Source organism: Streptomyces sp. LS1784 (assembly GCF_020103755.1).
Taxonomy (GTDB): domain Bacteria; phylum Actinomycetota; class Actinomycetes; order Streptomycetales; family Streptomycetaceae; genus Kitasatospora.
This window is the reverse complement of record NZ_JAHSQD010001247.1, coordinates 1-645: the sequence shown is the minus strand read 5'-3', so window position 1 is coordinate 645 and position 645 is coordinate 1. Positions and strand designations below refer to the sequence as shown.

Here is a 645-nt window from a genome sequence, read left to right as displayed (position 1 = left end):
AGCGCCTCGGCGGCGCGGCCGCGGGCCCTGGCCCGCCGGTACAGGCGGGCGCGGCCCTCGGTGGTCTCGGCGGCGCGGACCACCACGGGAAGGTTCTCGCTGACCACCGGGCCGAGTCGGCGCCCGCGCCAGAGGGCGGCGAGCACGGCGGCGACGGCGAGCTGGTAGCCGGCCCAGTGCCAGCCGCTCGGCAGGTAGTCGCCGAAGGTCTTGGTGCGGGTGCCCTCGGGGAGCGGGGCGGAGTAGTCGGGCAGGTGCCAGGTGAGGCGGGGCTGCGAGCCGAGCAGTCCGAGTGCGAGGGAGGCGTCGCCGTCCTCGGCGAGTTCGCCGTTGTGCAGGAAGGTGCCGCTGCCGAGCACGATGACATCGCGGTCGCCGTCCCCGGCCGGGAGGCTGACCAGCGGGTAGCCGTGGGCGCGCGGGTAGCAGCCCTCACCGCGGCTGCCGCTGGTGTAGAGCATGCCGCCCTGCTGGGCGCTGCCGGCCCGGACGGCCTCGGGGAGCGAGCACTCCGCGGGGGCGGAGCGGACGGAGGCGTACGGCAGTCCGCCCGCGTCGTCGGACAGCCGGATGCCGGGGGCGAGTGCGGTGAGCGCGGCCGGGCCGGGGGCGACCAGCACCAGCCGCCGGTGCCGGGCGGCGGCG

Annotated in this window: 1 protein-coding gene; it reads right to left on the bottom strand. The window is 78.1% G+C overall.

Annotated elements, in window-relative coordinates:
- On the bottom strand, positions 1–645 hold a 645-nt coding region (locus tag KS423_RS46805), incomplete at both ends, for a DUF4350 domain-containing protein (RefSeq protein ID WP_308020339.1).